Below are 17,911 nucleotides of genomic sequence, written 5' to 3'. Positions count from 1 at the left end.
CGGCTATGACGGCGGCGCGGGCGGCAACGGCGGGGCGGCCGGCGCCGGCGGCGCCGGGGGCGCGGCCCCCGCCCGCCCCGATGGCTACGGGGGCGGCGGCGGTATCGGCGGCGACGGCGGCGTCGGCGGCAATGCCGGCAACGGTGGGGCGGCCGGCACGGGCGGCACGGGCGGCGGCGGCGGCACCGGCGGCGCTGGTGGGGCGGCCGGCGCCGGTGGTTCCTCGACCGCTCGGCAGGGTTGGGCCGGCCCGGCCGGCAACGGCGGCAGCGGCGGCAACGGCGGGCAAGGCGGTGCGGCCACCGACGTGAGCGGGACCAACGGCGGCGGCGGGGCCGGTGGGGCCGGTGGCTTGGGCGGCAACGGCGGGACCAACGGCTACAACACCTACGATTCCCACGGCACGGGCACCGGCGGCAACGGCGGCAACGGCGGCAACGGCGGGGCCGCCGGCCTCGGCGTGGGCAACGCGGGTAGCGCCGGCAACGGCGGCAACGCCGGCAACGGCGGCAGCGGCGGCACCGGCACCGACAGCCCCGGCGGCTGGATTGCCGGCTGGGGCGGCAACGGCGGCAATGGCGGCACCGGTGGCAACGCCGGCGGCGCCGGCGCCATCAACGGCAACGGCGGCAACGGCGGCAACGGCGCGAACGGCGCCAACGGCGATAACGGCACCGACCCATCTGGCATTCACACCTACGGCGGCTACGCGGGCGCCGGCGGTAACGGCGGCAACGGTGGCAACGCCGGCACCGGCGGCATCAATGGCAACGGCGGCGATGGCGGCCTCGCCGGTAACGGCGGCGACGGCGGCAACGGTTTCGACCAAACCGGCCTGGGTGCCGACGCCGGCTGGGGTGGCGACGGCGGGCACGGAGGTAACGGCGGCAGCGCCGGCAGCGCCGGCCCCGGCGGCACCGCGGGCCGCGGCGCTGCCGGCGGTACCGGCGGCAACGGCGGTGAGGGTGGCACCGCCGACCCCGGCTTCGCCTCCGCCAACGGCGGCGCCGGCGGTGACGGCGGCGTCGGCGGCAGCGGACCCACCGGCGCCAATGGTGGCGCCGGTGGCACGGGCGGCAACGGCGCTGACGGCGGCAGTGGCGGCAGCGCGGGTGGCGGCTTCGGCGGCGACGGCGGTAGGGGCGGCACCGGTGGTGACGGCGGCGTGGGGACCGTCGGCGCGGGCGGCAACGCCGGCTCCGGCGGTGCGGGTGGCAATGGCGGCAACAACGGCGACGGCCAATACGGCGACTACCACACCGGCGGCCACGGCGGTCACGGGGGCAATGGCGGCAATGGCGGTCTCGGCGCCACCAACGGCGGTAATGGTGGCGACGGCGGCGAGGCCGGTAGCGGAGGCAATGGCGGTGACCAGATCGGCGTCGGCGGCCGTGCCGGCACCGGCGGCACCGGCGGCACCGGCGGCTCGGGCGGCGACGGCGGCGTGGGCACCACCGGAGTCGGCGGCAACGGCGGCAACGGTGCCGCCGGCGGCGCCTCGGGCAGCAACGGCACGGGCTTCCAAGCCGGGATCGCCGGAGCCGGCAACGGTGGTGCCGGCGGCAACGGCGGCGACGGCGCGACCAGCGGCGGCACCGGCGGCCACGGCGGCGTCGGCGGCAACGGCGCCAGCGGCACCAACGACAGCGGCGGACCCAACCTTGTGGCCGGCGGTGGCGGCCGGGGCGGCGCCGGGGGTACCGGCGGCGTCGGCGGCAACGCCACCGGCACCGGCGCAAACGGCAACGGCGGGGCCGGCGGGCAAGGCGGCAACGGCGGTGATGGCGGTGACTACACCGGTGTGGGTGGCACCGGCGGATCCGGCTCGTACGGCGGCCTGGGCGGTAACGGCGGCAACGCGGGCACCGGCGGTGTGGGCGGCAATGGCGGCAACGCCGGTAACGGCGGTAACGGCGGCAACGGCGGCAACGTGGTGGCCGGCACCGGCTCCAGCGGTGGCGATGCCTCGGGCGCGCGGGGCGGTGCGGGCGGGACCGGCGGTAACGCCGGGGGCGCCACGGGCACCAACGGCAACGGCGGCAACGGCGGCAGTGGCGGTAGCGGCGGTAGCGGCGGCAGCGGCGACCCGACCCTGGCGACCAACAGCGGCGCCGGCGGATCCGGCTATGACGGCGGCCAGGGCGGCAACGGCGGCGCGGCCGGCACCGGCGGTGTCGGCGGCAGCGGCGGCAACGGCGGCGCCGGAGGCAACGGGGGCACCGGCGCCGACGCCGCGGCCCAGAGTGGCGCCAGCGGCGGTTTCGGCGGCTCAGCTGGCAACGGCGGCACCGGCGGCGATGGCGGCGGTGCCACCGGCACCAACGGCAACGGTGGCAACGGCGGCCTGGCCGGCAACGGCGGCAAGGGCGGCAGCGGTGTCTACGGAACCGCCACCGACGGTGGCAATGGCGGCGATGGCGGCGTCGGCGGCGGCGGCGGCTCGGGCGGCAATGCCGGCACCGGCGGCACCGGCGGCTCCGCCGGCCTCGGCAGGCAGGGGGGCGCCGGCGGCGACGCTGGCGCAGGCGGCAACGCCGACCCCGGCTTCGTCGGCGGCAACGGCGGCAGCGGCGGTTGGGGCGGCACCGGTGGTGCCGGCGGCAGCGGGCCCATCGGCGCCGCCGGTGGCGCCGGCGGCAACGCTGGCAATGGTGGTGACGGCGGCACCACCGGCGCCTCGCAGGGTGGCGGCTTCGGCGGCACCGCCGGCCACGGCGGCGTCGGCGGCAACGGCGGCACCGGGACCAGCGGCGCAGGCGGCAACGCCGGCTCCGGCGGTGCGGGCGGCAATGGCGGCAACAACGGAGACGGCCAATACGGAACCTTCGCGCCCGCCGGGCAGGGCGGTCACGGGGGCAACGGCGGTCGGGGCGGCCTCGGCGCCACCAACGGCGGAAACGGCGGCAACGGCGGCGCGGCCGGTGCCGGCGGCGATGGCGGCGATCAGATCGGCACAGGCGGTGGCGGCGGCACCGCGGGCCCCGGCGGGTACGGCGGCTATGGCGGCGACGGCGGCGTGGGCATCACGGGAACTGGCGGTAACGGCGGCAATGGTGGCGCCGGCGCTGGCTACGGCAACGCCGGCACGGGCGACCACGGCCAGGCCTTTGTGTCCGGCGGAGGCGGCAACGGCGGCAACGGCGGCGACGGCGCGACCGGCGGCGGCACCGGCGGCAAGGGTGGCGACGGCGGCCACGCCGGCAACGCCGCCCCCGGTGACTTCAACGTGGGCGGCTTTGGCGGGGGCGGCGGCACCGGCGGCAACGGCGGTAACGGCACCGGTGTCAACGCCTCGGGAGGCAACGCCGGCGCCGGCGGCAACGGCGGCAACGCCGGCGGCGGCGGCACCGATCCCGGCGGCCCGGACCTCACTGCCGGCCCCGGCGGTGTCGGCGGCAACGCCGGCGACGGCGGCAACGGCGGCAACGCCACCGGCACCGGCGCCAACGGCAACGGTGGCGCCGGCGGCCAAGGCGGCAACGGCGGTGATGGCGGTGACTACACCGGTGTGGGTGGCACCGGCGGATCCGGCTCGTACGGCGGCCTGGGCGGTAACGGCGGCAACGCGGGCACCGGCGGTGTGAGCGGCAACGGCGGCAACGCCGGCAACGGCGGTAACGGCGGCAACGGCGGCAACGTGGTGGCCGGCACCGGCTCCAGCGGTGGCAACGCCTCGGGCGCGCCGGGCGGTGCCGGCGGGACCGGCGGCAACGCCGGCGACGCCACGGGCACCAACGGCAACGGCGGCGCCGGCGGGCTCGGCGGCAACGGCGGCAACGGCGCCAGCGGCGACCCGACCCACGCGTACAACAACGGCGCCGGCGGATCCGGCTCGAACGGCGGCAACGGCGGCAACGGCGGCGCGGCCGGCACCGGCGGTATCGGGGGCATCGGCGGCAACGGCGGTAACGCCGGTGACGGCGGGACCGGCGGGGCCGGCGCAGTCAATGGCGGCGACGGCGGCAACGGGGGCAGCGGCGGCACCGGCGGCGACGGCTTGGGCGTCGGGACCGTCGGCGGCTTCGGTGGCACCGGTGGCAATGCCGGCACCGGCACCGCACCCGGCGGCGTCGACGGCCAGCCCGGCAACGGTGGCGCCGACGGGACTCCGACTCCGTAACCGATGCCAGCGGCCGATGCGGCCGCCAGCGAGCCGCAATTTGCAGTAGCGGCGCAGGCGGCTCCGGCGGCTACAACGACGACGGGGGCGCCGGCGGCGTTGCGGGCGTCGTCGGTGCCGGCGGCGGCGACGGCGGCGCGAACACCCAGGGGTCCGCTGGCAACACCGGCGCGTCTGCGTCCTGACAGGCTGAGCCCTAGAACAGCTCCTTGGCCAGCAGCTCCAGCGTCGCGACCCGCGAGGGCGCGGTGGCGGGATCGGTGCCGAGGTGGGCCGACGCGACCGGGTGGACCATCACCTCGTCGACGTCGAACCGTTCGGCCAGCGCCCGCACCTGCTCGGCGGCCTCTTCCGGCGTACCGAGAACGGCGCGGCGCAGCCCGCTCTCCACGATGTGTTGCTGTTGTTCGGTCAGCTGCGCGACTTCGGCCTCCTCGACGAGCGGCACCGGTCCGAGCGGCTGCCCGGTGCGCAGCCGGGCCATCATCTGCAGGTTGGGCAGCATCAAAGCCGTTGCCTCGTCGCGGGTTTCGGCCACCGCGGCGTTGACGGTGAGGAAGGTCACCGGCTCCGGCGTGAGCTTGCCCGGCCTGAACCGGGAGCGATAGACCTCAAGCGCCTCTTCGGTGCCCTGGCCGGAGAAGTGATGCGCGAAGACATACGGCAGCCCCTTGGCCGCGGCCAGATGCGCGGAGTACATCGACGAGCCCAGCAGCCACAGCCGCGGCTCGCTCGCCGCCGCCGGGGTGGCCTTGAGCCGGTAGTCCCCCGACCGCAGCGGCACCACCACGCCGCGCGCGCCCATCAGTGCGGCCACGTCGTCGAGGTATTCGGGGAAGCGCTCGATGTCTTCGTCGCCGCGGCTGCCGCGCAGGGCATACGACGTCACCGGGTCGGAGCCGGGCGCGCGGCCGATGCCCAGGTCGATGCGGCCCGGGGCGGCCGCTTCCAGCAGCGCGAACTGCTCGGCCACCGCCAGCGGCGCGTGGTTGGGCAGCATGACGCCGCCGGACCCCAGCCGCAGCTGGGTGGTCTGCGCGGCCAGGTAGGCGATCAGCACCGGCGGGCTGGTGGCGCCCACCGACGGCATGTTGTGGTGCTCGGCGACCCAGTAGCGGGTGAATCCCAGCCGGTCGGCGGTCTGCGCGAGCTGCACGGTGGCAGCGAGGGCGTCGCCGGTGGTCTGGTCGGTGCGCACCGGGACAAGGTCAAGGACGGAAAGTCGCACGATGCCGTCAACGCCATTTGGCACGCGAACGTTCCCGGCCGGTGTGTGCACTCACGGCTTTCGGTGTGATCGCAGGGCGGATTTCGGCCATCTTTTGCCCAGGATTCACAGTCAAAGCCGAGGCGGTGTAGTGCCGGCGGTCAGTAATCCTTGAGGGCAAGGGACTCCACGATGCGGTCGAACACATCCTGCGGGATCGGCGCACCCCCCGGGATGTTGTCGATCACCAGCCACTGGTTGCGCTTGACGTAGTCGTGAAACTCCTTGTGGTAGTTGGCGAAGCCGAGTTCGTAGTCGTCGCCCGCGGCTTTGAGCTCACCAGCAAGGACGTAGGCGCCCAGCAGCGCGACGCTGGTGCCCTGGCCCGACAACGGCGAGCAGCAATACCCGGCGTCGCCGACGAGCGCCACCCGGCCCTTCGACCAGCGGTCCATCTTGACCTGCGACATCTCGTCGAAGTAGAAGTCCGGCGCACTCCGCATGTACTGCAGCAGTTGCGGCCGGACCCAGCCGTCGTCGGCCATCCGCCGTTCCAGCTCGGCGAACTGCGCCTCGGTGTCGCGGTAATCGATGCGCAGGTCGGGCTCCATGAACCCCACCATGGCGCGGGCCTCGGTGTTGTTGCGCGCGCTGTAGACGCCGGCCATGGTCGAGTCGCCGTAATGCCAGGTCTGCCAGTGGTCCAGGTCCAGGAAGTTCGGCACGGTGAAGATGGCCGCGTAAGTGCCCAGCCGCTCGGCGAATTGGGCCTCGGGGCCGAAGACCAATCGGCGCACGTTGGAGTGCAACCCGTCGGCGCCGACCACCAGGTCGAAGCTGCGCTCGCCGTCGCGCTCGAACGTCGCTTTGACCGAGGTGCCGTCGTCCTGCAGCGCGGTGATGCTGTCGTCGAATACGAACTCCGCGACGAGTTTCGTTGAGTCGTAGAGCAATTCGACCAGGTCGTCGCGCAGCAGCTCGATATCCGGGCTGGCGATAGGGCCCCCAGGGGGCCCAGAGAGCGCGGCCTCGGTGTCGTGGGACAGTTCGTTGCCGTCGCGGTCGACGACGGAGGCGCCGCGAATTCGCGTCCTGCGGTGGTCGGCGGCCGCGCGCAGCATCATGCGTTCCAGCACCGTCAGCGCGGGACCCCGCACATCGATGGCCTGGCCGCCCGGCCGCAGCCCGGGATGGCGCTCCACCACGGTGACCGAATAGCCGTGGTGCGCAAGCCAATACGCCGCCGTTATACCGGCCACGCTGGCGCCGGACACCAACACGTCAGTCACTTGATCCCTGCCAGCCTCTTAGCTTCGGCGAAGATGTCGTCGAGCATTACCGGAGTCAACCTACCGGTGAACATATTCTGCTGGCTGGGGTGGTAGCAGCCCAGCAAACGCACCCCAGACCCCAGCTCCGCGACGACGCCGTGGCCGAACCGCGGCCTGGGCACCTTCAAAGCTGACGGGGACCAGCCCGCCATCCGCAGCGCGATCTGCCACGCGAAGCCGCCCAGGGCCACGATCACCCGGACATGCTCGGACACCAGCCGCCATTCGGCCTGCAGCCAGGGCCAGCAGGTGTCCCGCTCCCCGGGGGTCGGCGCGTTGGCCGGGGGCGCGCAGCGCACCGGAGCGGCGATCCGAATTGCCTTGGCGGCCAACCCGTCCGCGGCGTCGACGGCGGTCGGCTGGTTCACCAGGCCGGCCCGGTGCAGCGCCGCGTACAGCTGATCGCCGGAGCGGTCGCCGGTGAACATCCGCCCGGTCCGATTGGCGCCGTGCGCGGCGGGCGCCAGCCCGACGATCAACAGCCATGGCCGCTCCGATCCCCAGCCCGGCACCGGCCGGCCCCAATACGGCTGGTCGGCGAAGGCCCGGCGCTTGAGGACCGCGACCTCCTCGCGCCAGGTGACCAGCCGCGGGCAGGCCCGGCACACGCTGATCACCGCGTCGAGTTCCGGGATCGATCCGGCCCGGCCCGCAAGCGCGGCGACCTGCGCGGCATCTGCGGCCACCGGGGTCCGCGGCGTCGCCGAATCACCCGGCCATCCGGTGCCGGGGGGAACCGGAGAACCGAACGCCTGGCCGGTGTTTGGGTGAGCGAGCACGTGAACATCGTGCACGAGCGCAGAAATTCGGTCGCTTGCCACACCGCTTTGGCGTTAGATTCAGCCGCGATATCCCATGAAAAGCAGCGGCCCAGCGTGTCTGATCCTCATTGCGACGCTGATGGCGACGGCGGGTACCGGCATCTCGATAGTCGCGTTCCCGTGGCTGGCGTTGCAGCACCACGACAGCGCGCGCGACGCATCGGTGGTGGCCGCCGCGATGACGGTGCCGCTGGTGCTCTCCACCCTGGTCGCCGGCGCCGCGGTCGACTTCTTCGGGCGCCGCCGGGTTTCGCTGATCGCCGATTCGCTGTCCGGCGCGGCGGTGGCCGCCGTCCCGCTGATCGCCGGGCGGTTCGGTGCGGATGCCCTCAGCGTCGGCTTGCTCGCCGTGTTGGCCGTCTTCTCGGCCGCCTTCGACCCGGCCGGGACGACGGCGCGCCAGTCGATGCTGCCCGAGGCCGCCGCCCGCGCGGGCTGGTCGCTGGACCGCACCAACAGCGTCTACGAGGCGATCCTCAACCTGGGATTCATCGTGGGTCCGGGCATCGGCGGGCTGATGATCGCCACCGTCGGCGGCGTCAACACGATGTGGATCACCGCGGGGTGTTTCGGGCTGTCCATCCTCACGGTCGCGGCGCTGCGCCTCGAGGGCGCCGGCAAGCCACTGGCCGCGACCCGACCCGACGGGTGGGTGTCCGGGATCGCCGAAGGCCTGCGATTCGTCTGGAGCCTCCGGGTGCTTCGCACGCTCGGGCTGCTCGACCTGGTCGTCACGGCGCTGTACCTACCGATGGAAAGCGTGCTGTTCCCGAAGTACTTCTCCGACCATCACCAACCCGCCCAACTGGGTTGGGCGCTGATGGCGCTCGCGTTCGGCGGCGTGGCGGGCGCGCTCGGGTATGCGGCGCTGTCCAAACTCACCCGGCGACGACCGGCCCTGCTGACGGGGATCCTCACCTTCGGTGCGGCGTCGGTCGGCATCGCGTTCCTGCCGCCGTTGCCGGTGATCCTGGTGCTGTGCGGGGTGATCGGGCTGGTCTACGGGCCGATCCAGCCGATCTACAACTTCGTGATGCAGACCCGGGCGCCGCACCGCCTGCGCGGTCGCGTGGTCGGGGTGATGACGGGCCTGACCTACGCCGCGGGTCCCTTGGGCTTGCTGGTGGCCGGTCCGCTGACCGACGCCGCCGGGCTGAAGGTCACCTTCCTGGCGTTGGCGGTGCCGATCCTGGTGGTCGGCCTGATCGCCTGCGGCCTGCCGTCGCTGCGCGAGCTGGACCGCGCGCCGGAGTTCGTTGCCGATTCCGGGCCTTAGGATCGGGGTGTGGATGTGTTGGCCGAGCTGATCGCCGGCCTGCCCGACGGCATGGTGGTCACCGACCCCACCATCACCGAGGGCTACCGGCAGGACCGCGCCTTCGACCCGTCGGCCGGCAAGCCGCTGGCCGTGGTCCGGCCGCGGCGCACCGAGGAGGTGCAGACCGTGCTGCGGTGGGCCTCCGCGCACGGGGTGCCGGTGGTGACCCGCGGCGCCGGCAGCGGCCTGTCCGGGGGCGCGACCGCCCTGGACAACGGCGTCGTGTTGTCGACGGAAAAGATGCGCGACATTTCCGTCGACCCGATCACCCGCACCGCGGTGTGTCAGCCGGGCCTGTTCAACGCCGAGGTCAAGAAGGCCGTCGCCGAGCACGGTCTGTGGTATCCGCCCGACCCGTCGTCGTTCGAGATCTGCAGCATCGGCGGCAACATCGCCACCAACGCCGGCGGACTGTGCTGCGTGAAGTACGGCGTCACCACCGACTACGTGCTGGGCGTGCAGGTGGTGCTGGCCGACGGCACCGCGGTGCGGCTGGGCGGTCCGCGTTTGAAGGATGTGGCGGGGCTTTCGCTGACAAAGCTTTTCGTCGGCAGCGAGGGCACGCTGGGCGTCATCACGGAGGTGACGCTGCGGCTGCTGCCCGCGCAGAACTCGTCGAGCGTGGTGGTGGCGTCGTTTGGGTCGGTCTCCGCGGCCGTCGACGCGGTGCTGGGAGTCGTTGCGCGGCTGCGGCCTTCGATGTTGGAGTTCATGGATTCGGTGGCGATCAACGCCGTCGAGGACAACTTGCGCATGGACCTCGACCGCGGGGCGGCCGCGATGCTGGTGGCGGGCTCGGACGAACGCGGGCGGGCCGGCAGCCAGGACGCTGCGGTGATCGCGGAGGTATTCTCGGAAAGCGGTGCGACGGAGGTCTTTTCGACCGACGATCCCGACGAGGGCGAGGCCTTCGTCGCCGCCCGGCGGTTCTGCATTCCGGCCGTGGAAGCCAAGGGGTCGCTGCTGCTGGAAGACGTCGGGGTGCCGCTGCCCAGGCTGGGCGAGCTGGTCACCGGCATCGAGCGCATCGCCTCGGAACGCGACTTGATGATCTCGGTGATCGCGCACGCCGGCGACGGCAACACCCACCCGCTGATCGTCTACGACGCCGCCGACGCCGCTATGACCGAGCGCGCGCATCTGGCGTTCGGCGAGATCATGGACCTTGCCGTCGGCCTGGGCGGCACGATCACCGGTGAGCATGGCGTCGGCCGGCTCAAGCGGCCCTGGCTGGACGGCTATCTGGGGCCCGAGGTGATGGAGTTGACCCAGCGCATCAAGCGGGCGTTGGACCCGCTCGGGATCCTGAACCCGGGCGCGGCGATCTAGTTCTTTGGCGTTTGGCGCCGAGTGCGCGGCCGGCCGCTTCACGGTTGACAGGTCGCGATCGTTGTCGTACGAATGAGACATGACTGCGGTTGTGTCTCACAATGTGCCGGTCGGGTTCCAGCTCGCCACCGCCGACACCTGGCCCAATCCGTGGCCGATGTACCGCGCGCTGCGCGACCACGACCCGGTGCACCACGTCGCCCCCGAAGGCAGACCCGACCGCGACTACTACGTGCTGTCCCGGCACGCCGACGTGTGGTCGGCGGCCCGCGATCACGAGACGTTCTCCTCCGCGCAGGGGCTGACCGTTAACTATGGCGAACTGGATATGATTGGACTGCAAGACAATCCGCCGTTCGTGATGCAGGATCCCCCGGTGCACACCGAGTTTCGCAAGCTGGTGTCGCGCGGATTCACCCCGCGACAGGTCGAGGCCGTCGAGCCCAAGGTGCGCGAGTTCGTCGTCGAGCGCCTCGAGCGGCTGCGCGCCGACGGCGGCGGCGACATCGTCACCGAGCTGTTCAAGCCGCTGCCGTCGATGGTGGTGGCGCACTATCTCGGGGTGCCCGAGGAGGACCGGGCGCAGTTCGACGGCTGGACCCAGGCGATCGTCGCGGCCAACACCGCGGACGGCGGGGTTGCCGGCGCGATGCAGACCGCCGGCGACGCGATCGGGTCGATGATGGCCTACTTCGCCGGGCTGATCGAGCGGCGCCGCACCGAGCCCGAAGACGACACCATCTCGCATCTGGTGGCCGCGGGAGTGGGCGCTGACGGCGACCTGGCCGGGACGCTGTCGGTGCTGGCGTTCACCTTCACGATGGTCACCGGCGGCAACGACACCGTCACCGGGATGCTCGGTGGCTCAATGCCGCTGCTGCACGAACGCCCTGACCAGCGGCGGCTTTTGGTCGACGATCAGGGGTTGATACCCGACGCGATCGAGGAGCTGCTGCGACTGACGTCGCCGGTGCAGGGGCTCGCCCGCACGACCACCCGCGACGTGACGATCTGCGACACGACCGTCCCGGCCGGCCGCAAGGTGTTGCTGCTGTATGGGTCGGCCAACCGGGACGAACGCCAATACGGGCTGGACGCAGGCGAATTCGACGTGACCCGGTGCCCACGCAATATCCTGACCTTCAGCCACGGCGCGCACCACTGCCTGGGCGCGGCCGCGGCCCGCATGCAATCGCGGGTTGCGCTGACCGAATTGCTCACCCGCTGCCCGGATTTCGAGGTCGACGAGGCCGAGATTGTCTGGTCGGGCGGCAGCTACGTGCGCCGGCCGCTGTCGGTACCGATCCGGGTGAACGCCTGATGCCGGGCAACGACTGGCTGGGCGCGCAGCGCGGCGAAGTGGCCGCGGATCGGATACTCGACGCGGCCGAGCGGCTCTACACCGAGCGCGACCAGGCATCGATCGGCATGAACGACATCGCCAGGGCCGCAGGCTGTTCCCGTGCGACGCTGTACCGCTACTTCGAGAACCGGGACGCGCTGCGCACCGCCTACGTGCACCGCGAGACCCACCGGCTCGGCCGCGCGATCGCCGAGCGGATCGGGGGCATCGCGGACCCGCGCGAACGGCTGGTCGCGAGCGTCATCGCCGCGCTGCGGATGGTTCGCGAAAGCCCCGCGCTCTCAGCGTGGTTCACTGTGAGCCGCCCGCCGATCGGCGGCGAGCTTGCCGGGCAGTCCGACGTGATCACCGCGCTGGCCGCCGCCTTCGTCAACTCGCTTGGCGCCGAAGACCCCGCCGTCGTCGAGCGCCGGGCACGCTGGGTGGTGCGGGTGATCACGTCGCTGCTGCTGTACCCCGGCCGGGACGAAGCCGACGAGCGGGCGATGATCGAGGAGTTCGTCGTGCCGATCGTGACGCCGGTTTCTGCCCGCGGCTAGTTCTTGGCCGATGGCGCTCGCGCCGGTCTGCGGTCGGTTACTATGCCGCCATCACAGAGCCGGATGTCCGCGGGCAACTTCATGCCGCGGCGGTAGATCGGGAGCGTGCCATGGTAACCATCCACTTCATCTCGGGCCTGCCGCGTTCCGGTTCGACTCTGCTGGCCGCGTTGCTGCGGCAAAATCCGCGGTTCCAGGCCGGGATGTCGGGTCCGCTGGCCGGGCTGTTCGGTGCCCTGCTCGGCGAAATGAGCGCACGCAACGAGTTTTCGGTGTTTATCGACGACGCCAAGCGCGAACGCATCCTGCGCGGGTTGTTCGACGACTTCTATTCCGACTGCACCGCCGAGGTGATCTTTGACACCAACCGCTTCTGGTGTGGCTGGATGCCCGCGGTGTCGCGGCTGTTCCCGGACGCGAAAGTGATTGCCTGCGTGCGTGATCTGCCGTGGGTGGTCGACAGCATCGAGCGGTTGATTCAACGCAACGTCTTCAGCCCGTCGTCAATTTTCAACTACAGCGCCGGCGGCACCGTCTACACCCGCGCCAAACAGGTGGTGGCGCCCGAAGGCATGGTCGGCGGCCCCTACGATGCCCTGAAGCAAGCAGCCTACGGCGCCCAACGGGACCGCCTGATGCTGATGCAGTACGAAACCCTGACCACCGACCCGGCCAAGACCATGGACGCCATCTACGGGTTTCTCGGCGAGCAGGCTTTCGACCACGACTTCGGCCACGTCGACTACGACGTCACCGAATTCGACGAACGGGCCGGCACACCCGGCCTGCACACGGTGCGGGGCACCGTGAAGGCCGAGCCCCGCGACACGCTGCTGCCACCGGATCTGTTCAACCGCTTCCTTCACGACGCGTTCTGGCGCGACCCGCAGCGGATTCCGGCCGGGCTGCGCGTCGTATGACGCAATTGCAGTAGTCACCCACAACCCACCCGGAAATTGCAGTAGTCCCTCCCGGATCCAACCGGCGCTCACGGGCCTGACAATCAGCCTTCGATGTGCCCTAGGTGACTGGAGCCGCCATGTCGTCATTCGTTTTCGCCTCGCCGGATGTCCTGGCGTCCGCCTCCCAGCAGCTGACCGGGATCGGGTCGACGCTGCAGGCCGCCAACGCGGCCGCGGCGGGCTCGACGACGTCGGTGGTGGTCGCGGCGTCCGACGAGGTGTCGGCGGCGATCTCGGCGCTGTTCGGCGGCTATGGCCAGCGGTATCAGGCGCTCAGCGCGCAGGTGGCGACGTTTCACGACGAGTTCGTGCAGGCGCTGAGTTCGGGCGGGTTCGCGTATGCGGCCGCCGAGGCCGCCAACGCCTCGCCGCTGCATCCGATCGCGGCCGCGGCGCAGGGGGCGGAAAGTGCGGTCAACGGGCCCGTGCAGCAGTTCACCGGGCGCCCGCTGATCGGCGACGGCACCAATGGCCCGGCGGGGACCGGGCAGCCCGGCGGGCCCGGCGGGTGGTTGATCGGCAACGGCGGCAACGGTGGCTCCGGCACGCCCGGTACCGCGGCCAATCCCACCGGCGGGGCCGGCGGGGCCGGCGGGTCGGCCGTCCTGTTGGGCCATGGCGGCAACGGCGGGGCGGGCGGGACCTCCTTCGCCGGCAGCGGCGCGACCGGCGGTAGCGGCGGCGCCGGTGGTGCCGGCGGGATCGTCTACGGCGGCGGCGGGTCGGGCGGTGCCGGCGGACTAGGCTCCGCGGCCACGGCCACCGCGGCCGCCGGGATGGGCGGTCAGGGCGGGGCCGGCGGCGCCAGCCATCAGCTGTTGGGCGGAGCCGCCGGTACCGGTGGCGCCGGCGGCCAGGGCGGTGCCGGCTATGACGCGGCGACCGACGCGCTGGCCGCGCCCGGCATCGCCGGCGGTCAGGGCGGCCAAGGTGGCCAGGGTGGCATCGGCGGCAGCGCAGCAGGGCTTGGCGGCACCGGCGGCGTCGGCGGCGTCGGCGGGGCCGGCGGCCTCGGCGGGGTCGGCGCGCAGGGCGCACAGGGCACGGCCTTGTCAGCCGCCGGCACCGGCGGGCACGGCGGCGTCGGCGGCGCCGGCGGCCTGGCCGGGGCGGGTGGCTCCGGCGGAATCTTCGGGACCGCTGGTGCGACGGGTGATGCCGGCAACGGCGGCGGCGGCGGCACCGGCGGGCAGGGCGGGCTCGCGGCCGCCGGCGCGGCGGGCGGCACCCGCGGTACCGGCGGCAAGGGCGGCGTGGCCGGCGGCACCGGTGGCACTGCCGGGGACGGCGGCGCCGGCGGCGACGCTTCCCTCTTCGCCAACGGTGAACGCTTCATCGGCACGACCCCGATCAACCCAACACCCAGCTCAGTCAGCGGCACCGCAGTCGGCGGGCACGGCGGAGCCGGCGGCACCAACGGCGCCACCGGTGGGCGCGGCGGTGACGCCACCTTGTTCTCCGGGGCCTATAGCCACCTCACGGATGGCACCGCGACCGGCGGCGCCGGCGGCGCCGGCACCAACAACGGCTTCGGCGGCGCCGGGGGCTCGGCCAGCATCGACGCCAACCAATTCGCCTCCACGATCAGCGACAGCACCGCCTCCGGCGGGGTCGGCGGAGCCGGCACCAACAACGGCATCGGCGGCGCCGGCGGAGACGCGCAGGTTTATGCCAACAACACCGGCACAGTCATCAACGGCAGCGCCACCGGCGGGATGGGCGGGGCCGGCACCGCCGGCGGCCACGGCGGCGCCGGAGGCTACGCCTATGTCGACGCCGCCAAGACGGGCGGCACCGTCACCGACAGCACCGCCATCGGCGGCGCGGCCGGGGCCAGCAACGGAGGCGGATTCGGCGGTGACGGCGGCGGGGCCCAGGTCAAGGCGTTCGCCACCAGCGGCTATTACGGCGGCACCGTCGCCAGCAGCACGGCCACCGGAGGCGTCGGCGGCGACGGCGGCCCCGGCGGCGTCGGCGGCTACGGAGGCCAGGCCACGATCTCCGCCAACGGCGCAAACAGCTCCTACGTAAGGAGCTCGGTCACCGGCAGCACCGCCACCGGCGGGGAAGGCGGGCAAGGCAGCACCACCGGCGGGCTCGGCGGCGCCGGAGGCTACGCCACCGTCGCCGCCAACAGCGGCAGCACCATCACCCACGGCACCGCCCTCGGCGGCGTTGGCGCGGCCGGCGCCAACAGCGGCATCGGCGGTGCCGGCGGGCACGCCGCCGTCGACGCCTCCAATACCGGCTCCATCGACGGCTCCACCGCGACCGGAGGCGATGGGGGCGCCGGCAGCGGCGCCGCCGGTCAGGGCGGCGAGGGAGGCTACAGCAGGATCCACGCGTCCGGCGCGGGCGCCTCCATCACCGACGGCTACGCCGTTTCCGGCGCCGGCGGTGCTGGAACCGGCGGCGGCATCGGCGGCGCCGGCGGAGACGCGCGCGTTTCCGCCAACGCTGGCGGCGGCGCCACCAACACCACGACGGGCACGGCCACCGGCGGCGCCGGCGGCTACGGCAGCGGCGCCGGCAGCCAGGGCGGCGGCGGTGGCGGCGCCGCCATCGACTCCACTGCCAATGTCGGGTTGTACGGCGGTAACACCTCCACCGTTACCGGCACCGCCACCGGCGGCGCCGGCGGGAACGGCACCGCCGGCGGCATCGGCGGCTACGGCGGAGCTGCCCAACTTGGCCACTTCCAATACGGGGCCGTCTCAGGCACCGCCACCGGCGGCGCCGGGGGCGCCGGCAGTGGCGCCGGCAGCCATGGCGGCGCCGGCGGCCTCGGCCTGGTCGGCGGGGACGAGGGCACCATGGCTGACGTCTCCGCGACCGGCGGCGCCGGCGGTGCGGGCGCCAACGGCGGCGCAGGCGGTGGCGGCGGACTGGCCAAAGCTTATGGCTACGGCGTGGCGAGCTACGTCGGCAACACCACCGCTCATGGCGGCGGCGGCGGTTACGGCACCGGTGCCGGAAGCCACGGCGGCGACGGAGGCTACGTCCGCGTGCGAGGCATCAACTACGGCACCGTCAATAACGTCGACGCCACCGGCGGTACCGGCGGCGCCGGCAGCGGCGGCGGCACAGGCGGCGCCGGAGGCTACGCCGGCGCCCAAGCCTTCGGCACCACCCCCGGCAACATCGCCGCCGTCACCGATAGCAGCGCGGTCGGCGGGGTCGGCGGTGCCGGCAGCGGCGCCGGCAGCGTGGGAGGCGCCGGGGGCTACGCCAATCTCGACGCCGGGCTGCCCCTTGGCAACCCCCCCGTTGACGGGGGCACCATCAGTCACGGCGTCGCCACCGGCGGCGCCGGCGCGGCCGGCAGCGGCGGCGGCATCGGCGGCGCCGGAAACTACGCCACCGTCACCGCAACCAACGGCGGTACCGTCACGACCGGCTCGGCCATCGGCGGCGCCGGCGGCTACGGCATCGGCGCCGCCGGCCAGGGCGGCGGCGGAGGCCACGCCATCGTCTCCGCCGACGGCGCAGGCAGCTCCATCACTACCGGCACCGCCACCGGCGCCGCCGGCGGCAACGGCAGCGGCGGGACCGGCGGCGACGCGGGCTACGCCAAGGTGTCCGCAACCACTGGCAGCTCCGTTACTGACGGCTACGCCACCGCCGGGGTCGGCGGTGCAGGCACCAATGGCGGCACGGGCGGCGCCGGCGCAAAGGCGCTTGTTGAGTCCATCGGCTACTCCGCCGTCGGCGGCACCGCTATCGGCGGCGCCGGCGGGGCCGGTAGCGACGGCGGCGTAGGCGGCGTAGGCGGCTACGGCGCTGTCGAAGCCATAAACCACAGCACCGTCGGTGCGAGCTCCGCCACCGGCGGCGCCGGCGGTGCGGGCACCACCGGCGGCTACGGCGGTGACGGCAGCAAGAGCATCGTTGAGGCCGGCAATTACAGCTCCATCGGCAACTTCACCGCTACGGGCGGCGCCGGTGGGGCCGGCACCGGCCTCGGCAGCCACGGCGGCGTCGGAGGCGTCGGCACCGCCGAAGACTTCAACGGCGGCGCCAGCATGACTGACGGCACCGCCACCGGCGGGGCCGGGGGGGCAGGCAGCACCGGTGGCACCGGCGGCGCTGGCGGCAACGCCATCTTCCAAGCTCAGTTCGGTGGCACCGTCAGTGACAGTACGGCCGTCGGCGGGGACGGCGGGGCCGGCAGTGGCGGCGGCACCGGTGGCACCGGCGGCCAGGCCCTCATCCAAGCCCTCGACGGCGGCATCACTGACAGCACCGCCACCGGCGGCGTCGGCGGGGCCGGCAGTGGCGGCGGCACCGGCGGCGTCGGCGGCTTCACCAGCGTTGCGGCCTCGGATACCGGGAGCTCCGTCACTACCGGCACGGCCATCGGCGGTGCCGGCGGCAGCGGCACCGACGCCGGCAGCCTTGGCAACACCGGAGGCTTCGCGACCGTCCAGGCGGCCGGGGGCGCGACCGTCACCGGCGGCTACGCGACCGGTGGGGTCGGCGGGGCCGGCAGCGGTGGCGGTGCCGGGGGCGCCGGCGGGTGGGCCGAGATCGAGGGCAACGCCGGCGGCTACGCCTCGGGAACCGCCACCGGCGGGAGCGGCGGCGCCGGCTACGACGGCCACCTGGGCGGCGCCGGCGGCGGGGCGAACATCATCGCCCACAGCACCACTCAGGGCGATGCGCCCAACGCGAGTGGCACCGCCACCGGTGGCCACGGCGGCAACAGCGGCACCGGAGCCTACGGCGGGAATGGCGGCAGCAACGCCATCAGCAGCTTCTACGGCACCGCCGGTAAAGCCGAGGTGTTGGCTACCGACACCGCCACCGTGACCGGCACCGCCACCGGCGGCGGCGCCCGCGCCCGCGGCGGGGGCCCCCGTTGGGGGGGGCCCCGCGGCGCCCGCGGGGCCCGGGGGGGCGGCCCGCGGGCCCCCACCGGGGG

General features: G+C 73.8%; 10 protein-coding genes. 7 read left to right on the top strand and 3 right to left on the bottom strand.

Annotated features, from left to right (window positions below):
• Nucleotides 1-4,120 (top strand): hypothetical protein (locus A5764_RS29635; RefSeq protein WP_067107663.1); only part of this gene is annotated, 4,120 nt, incomplete at its 5' end.
• A 196-nt stretch (nucleotides 4,121-4,316) separates the two neighbouring features.
• Here the strand turns inward: A5764_RS29635 and A5764_RS01845 are convergent.
• The 3 genes from A5764_RS01845 to A5764_RS01835 form a co-directional block, all read right to left on the bottom strand.
• On the bottom strand, nucleotides 4,317-5,348 hold the full coding sequence (locus A5764_RS01845) for an LLM class flavin-dependent oxidoreductase (protein WP_067107669.1): 1,032 nt from the start codon (nucleotides 5,346-5,348) through the stop codon (nucleotides 4,317-4,319).
• 140 nt (nucleotides 5,349-5,488) lie between these two features.
• On the bottom strand, nucleotides 5,489-6,616 hold the full coding sequence (locus A5764_RS01840; RefSeq protein WP_067107660.1) for an FAD-binding protein: 1,128 nt from the start codon (nucleotides 6,614-6,616) through the stop codon (nucleotides 5,489-5,491).
• Complete coding sequence (locus A5764_RS01835) at nucleotides 6,613-7,452, bottom strand: uracil-DNA glycosylase (RefSeq protein ID WP_067107656.1); 840 nt, start codon at nucleotides 7,450-7,452, stop codon at nucleotides 6,613-6,615. The genes A5764_RS01840 and A5764_RS01835 overlap by 4 nt, the downstream gene beginning before the upstream one ends.
• A gap of 61 nt (nucleotides 7,453-7,513) precedes the next feature.
• Here A5764_RS01835 and A5764_RS01830 point away from each other — a divergent pair, with 61 nt between their 5' ends.
• The 6 genes from A5764_RS01830 to A5764_RS29790 all read left to right on the top strand — a co-directional run.
• Nucleotides 7,514-8,755, top strand: a complete 1,242-nt coding sequence (locus A5764_RS01830; RefSeq protein WP_067107653.1) for an MFS transporter — start codon at nucleotides 7,514-7,516, stop codon at nucleotides 8,753-8,755.
• A 51-nt stretch (nucleotides 8,756-8,806) separates the two neighbouring features.
• A complete protein-coding gene (locus A5764_RS01825) occupies nucleotides 8,807-10,126 on the top strand; it encodes an FAD-binding oxidoreductase (protein ID WP_067107666.1) in 1,320 nt (439 codons plus the stop codon).
• A gap of 79 nt (nucleotides 10,127-10,205) precedes the next feature.
• Nucleotides 10,206-11,447 (top strand): cytochrome P450, encoded by a 1,242-nt coding sequence (locus A5764_RS01820; protein WP_067107650.1) that lies wholly within the window; start codon nucleotides 10,206-10,208, stop codon nucleotides 11,445-11,447.
• On the top strand, nucleotides 11,447-12,028 hold the full coding sequence (locus tag A5764_RS01815; RefSeq protein ID WP_067107648.1) for a TetR/AcrR family transcriptional regulator: 582 nt from the start codon (nucleotides 11,447-11,449) through the stop codon (nucleotides 12,026-12,028). Before A5764_RS01820 ends, A5764_RS01815 begins: the two co-directional genes overlap by 1 nt.
• Before the next feature lie 110 nt (nucleotides 12,029-12,138).
• On the top strand, nucleotides 12,139-12,948 hold the full coding sequence (locus tag A5764_RS01810) for a sulfotransferase (RefSeq protein WP_067107645.1): 810 nt from the start codon (nucleotides 12,139-12,141) through the stop codon (nucleotides 12,946-12,948).
• A 119-nt stretch (nucleotides 12,949-13,067) separates the two neighbouring features.
• Nucleotides 13,068-17,911: PE family protein (locus tag A5764_RS29790; protein ID WP_197501169.1), on the top strand; the 4,844-nt coding region annotated here is incomplete at its 3' end.

Origin of the sequence: Mycobacterium sp. 852002-51057_SCH5723018 (assembly GCF_001667035.1) — a bacterium.
Lineage (GTDB): Bacteria > Actinomycetota > Actinomycetes > Mycobacteriales > Mycobacteriaceae > Mycobacterium.
Note: the sequence above shows the minus strand (reverse complement) of the source record. Positions and strands in the feature narration are given on the sequence as shown.

Bases quoted from the DNA above. Each gene is read 5' to 3' on its own strand.
- A5764_RS01830 (WP_067107653.1), top strand. From the start codon at position 7,514: ATGAAAAGCAGCGGCCCAGCGTGTCTGATCCTCATTGCGACGCTGATG.
- A5764_RS01825 (WP_067107666.1), top strand. From the start codon at position 8,807: ATGGTGGTCACCGACCCCACCATCACCGAGGGCTACCGGCAGGACCGC.
- A5764_RS01820 (WP_067107650.1), top strand. From the start codon at position 10,206: ATGACTGCGGTTGTGTCTCACAATGTGCCGGTCGGGTTCCAGCTCGCC.
- A5764_RS01815 (WP_067107648.1), top strand. From the start codon at position 11,447: ATGCCGGGCAACGACTGGCTGGGCGCGCAGCGCGGCGAAGTGGCCGCG.
- A5764_RS01810 (WP_067107645.1), top strand. From the start codon at position 12,139: ATGGTAACCATCCACTTCATCTCGGGCCTGCCGCGTTCCGGTTCGACT.